This window comes from Sphingopyxis sp. (assembly GCF_035565275.1).
Classification (GTDB): domain Bacteria; phylum Pseudomonadota; class Alphaproteobacteria; order Sphingomonadales; family Sphingomonadaceae; genus Sphingopyxis.
The window spans coordinates 1-3,315 of record NZ_DATMST010000008.1 but is presented as its reverse complement, the minus strand read 5'-3'; the positions used below and the strand labels follow the sequence as shown (position 1 = coordinate 3,315).

Here is a 3,315-nt window from a genome sequence, read left to right as displayed (position 1 = left end):
GCGGGCCGAGGGGCGCGAGCCGATCGCGACCGAGGTGACGGGCGTGCACGAACTCGATGGCATTCGCCTGTCGGGCAAGGCCGACCGTATCGACCGGCTGGCCGACGGCAGCCTCGCGATCGTCGACTACAAGACCGGCGCGGCGCCGAGCGGCAGCGCGGCGGCAGACGGGCTCGACAACCAGCTGGGCCTGCTCGGCCTGCTCGCCGAAATGGGAAAGGTCGACGGCGTAGCCGCAGGACCGATCAACGCGCTCGAATATTGGAGCCTCAAGGCCGACCGCGCCAAGGGCAGCGACGGCAGCGTTGCGCCGACGCACGGAAGCCGGCGCAAGCTCAAGACCGCCGAGGAGGCCGTCGCGCGCGCCTATGACGCGTTCGCCGAACTGACCGCCGCCTATCTGCTCGGCGACGGCGTGTTTGCACCGGGCGACAATGCGAAACGTTTCACCGATTACGATCAGCTGATGCGCCGCGACGAATGGTTCGGGCGGGGCGGGGACCTGCCATGACGCGGCTTCACGATCTCGATCCGGGGCAGCAGGCGGCGGCGGAGCCCGACGAACATGTGTGGCTCGGTGCGTCGGCAGGCACGGGCAAGACGCAGGTGCTGTCGGCGCGCGTCCTGCGACTGATGCTCGCCGGGGTTGCGCCCGACGCGATCCTCTGCATCACCTTTACCAAGGCGGGCGCCGCTGAAATGGCGCACCGGATTCACGACCGGCTCGCGCTGTGGGTGCGGATGGACGATGCCGACCTGCGGGTCGACCTCAACGCGCTCGGCGCTGACTGGCAGCAGCCGGGCATCCTCGACCGTGCACGCTCGCTGTTCGCCACCGTGATCGACAGCGCGCCGGGCGCAATCCGCGTGCAGACGATCCACAGCTTCTGTCAGACCTTGCTCGCGAGCTTCCCGCTCGAGGCAAAGATCATGCCGGGGTTCCGCGCGCTCGAAGAAGGCGAGGCGGCCGAGTTGCAGCGGCAGGTGATGGGCGAACTGCTGGGGCAGGCCGGCGCCGACGGCGATGCGATGCGCGGACAGGCGGCAATGCTGTCGCGGCGCATGGGGCAGGATGCTGCGATGGCGTTCCTCGTGCGCTGCGCCCACGCCTTTGCCGCGCCGTTTCGCGAACGAATATTGCCGCCGCGCAGGCATGATCTGCGCGCGGCGCTGGGATTGCCCGATGGCGATGCGGAGGCATGGCTGATCCAGCGGCTCGGTGCCGGCGCGATTGCCGATGCCGATATCGCGGCGATTGCCGCTGTCGGGCGCGGCTGGGGCAGCGCGACAGGTGTCGCGCGTGCCGAGACCATGGCGGCATGGCTGCGTGCCGATGTGGCTGCGCGCGCGGCGATGCTGGGCGATGTGCTGGGCGCGATCGTCAAGAAGGACGGCGACATCGCCGCCCATTATCTGACCCCCGGCAAACAGATGGGCGATTGCCTTGGCTCGGCCGAATGCGTCGCGGCGGCGATTGGCGAGTTGATGGCGACGATGCGCGCAATGCAGGTCGCCGACGAGCTGGCGGAGGCGTGGGATCTGGGGAGCCGCTTTGCCGAGGCTTATGCGCTGGCGAAGCGCGAGGACGGGCTGGCCGATTTCGACGATCTGATCGCGATTGCGGGGTCGCTGCTGCGACTCGGGCAGTTCGGCGAATGGGTGCGTTTCAAGCTCGACCAGCGCACCGACCATATATTGGTCGACGAGGCGCAGGACACCAATACGCGCCAATGGGCAATCGTGGCAGCGCTCGCCGAGGAGTTTTTCGCGGGCACCGGCGCAAAGGACGAACGCGTCCGCACGATGTTCACCGTCGGCGATCGCAAACAGGCGATCTTCGGTTTTCAGGGAACCGAACCCGCGTCGTTCGAGGCGGCGCGCATCCGGTTCGGCGAATGGGCGGCCGACGGTGGCCAGCCGTTCGCGCAAGTCGATCTGGTCACCAATTACCGGTCGAGCCCCGCGGTGCTTGATGTCGTCGACGCATGGGTCGCGGGCGGCGGCACCGAATTGATGGGCCTTGCGAGCGACGAGCCGCCGCATTTGCCGTTCCGCAGCGAGCATCCGGGGCGCGTCGAACTGTGGCAGCCGCTGCCCGTCGGCAGGGCACTCGCGGCCGAAGGCGAGAGCGACGAGCCGGTCGATGAGGATGCAGGCGAGGGCGGCGATCCGCTCGCACCCGCGAACGACCCAGCAAGCCTGCGCCTGTCGCGCGCGCTCGCCGATGAGGTGCAGGACTGGATCGTGCACGGCAAGGACGGACGCAGCGTCGCTCCGGGCGATATATTGATCCTCGTCCGCCGCCGCCGCGATCTGGCGGCGCGGATCGTCGCGCGGTTGCAGTCCTTGGGTGTGCCGGTCGCGGGCGTCGACCGCTTCGCGCTGACCCAGCCGCTCGGGGTGCAGGATCTGCTGTCGGCGATGCGCTTCGCGGTGCAGCCGCTCGACGATCTCAATCTCGCTTCGCTGCTTGTGTCGCCGCTGATCGGCTGGTCGCAGGACGATCTCTTCGCCTTCGCGCACGGGCGCGGCAAACGCGCGCTGTGGGAGCGATTGCGCGATCGCGAGGCCGAGGTGCCGGCGGGAACGATGGCCGCGCTGCGTCACCTGCTCGGCATGGCCGATTTCACGACGCCCTATCGTTTCCTCGACCGCGTGCTGTCGGGGCCGATGCAGGGGCGGCGGCGACTTTATGCGCGGCTTGGGCGCGAGGCGCGCGATCCGATCGACGAACTGCTCAATCAGGCGCTGAATTTCGAGCGCCAGCACACGCCATCGCTGCTCGCTTTTCTGAGCGAGGTCGAGGCGAGCCGCGCCGACATCAAGCGCCAGACCGAGGCGCGCAGCGACGTCGTGCGCGTGATGACGGTGCATGGGTCGAAGGGCTTGCAGGCGCCGATCGTCATCCTCGCCGACGCGACCGACGATCCGGTGCAGCGCCAGCGCGGATTCGACCTGTCGCTGGAGGGCTGGGACCGGCTGCCCGTCTTCGGCCTGCCGAAGGAGGAACGGCACGGGCCGATCGCCGCCGCGCACGATGCCAAGGCGGCGGCCGAGATCGAGGAGCATTGGCGGCTGCTTTACGTCGCGATGACGCGCGCCGAGGAGTTGCTGGTCGTCGCGGGCGTCACCAAGAAGGAGGATCGCTCGCTGCCCGAGCTTTGCTGGCACGCGGCGGTCGACGGGGTGATGGAGGATATGGGGCTCGGCTGGCAGGATGCCGGGCCGCGCTGGGGACAGAAGCGCGTTCATGCGGTCAACGCGAAGGCGTGGGCGCGGCAGCGCGAGAAGCCGGCGCGCGCCGCGCCCGTCGTC

At 69.2% G+C, this 3,315-nt stretch carries 2 protein-coding genes; both read left to right on the top strand.

Annotation, left to right across the window (positions count from 1 at the left end; genetic code table 11):
- Positions 1-511, top strand: a 511-nt coding sequence (locus VN047_RS00520) for a PD-(D/E)XK nuclease family protein (protein WP_325538952.1), incomplete at its 5' end; no start/stop codon positions are given.
- Positions 508-3,315, top strand: a 2,808-nt coding sequence (locus VN047_RS00515; protein ID WP_325538951.1) for a UvrD-helicase domain-containing protein, incomplete at its 3' end; no start/stop codon positions are given. The genes VN047_RS00520 and VN047_RS00515, both read left to right, overlap by 4 nt.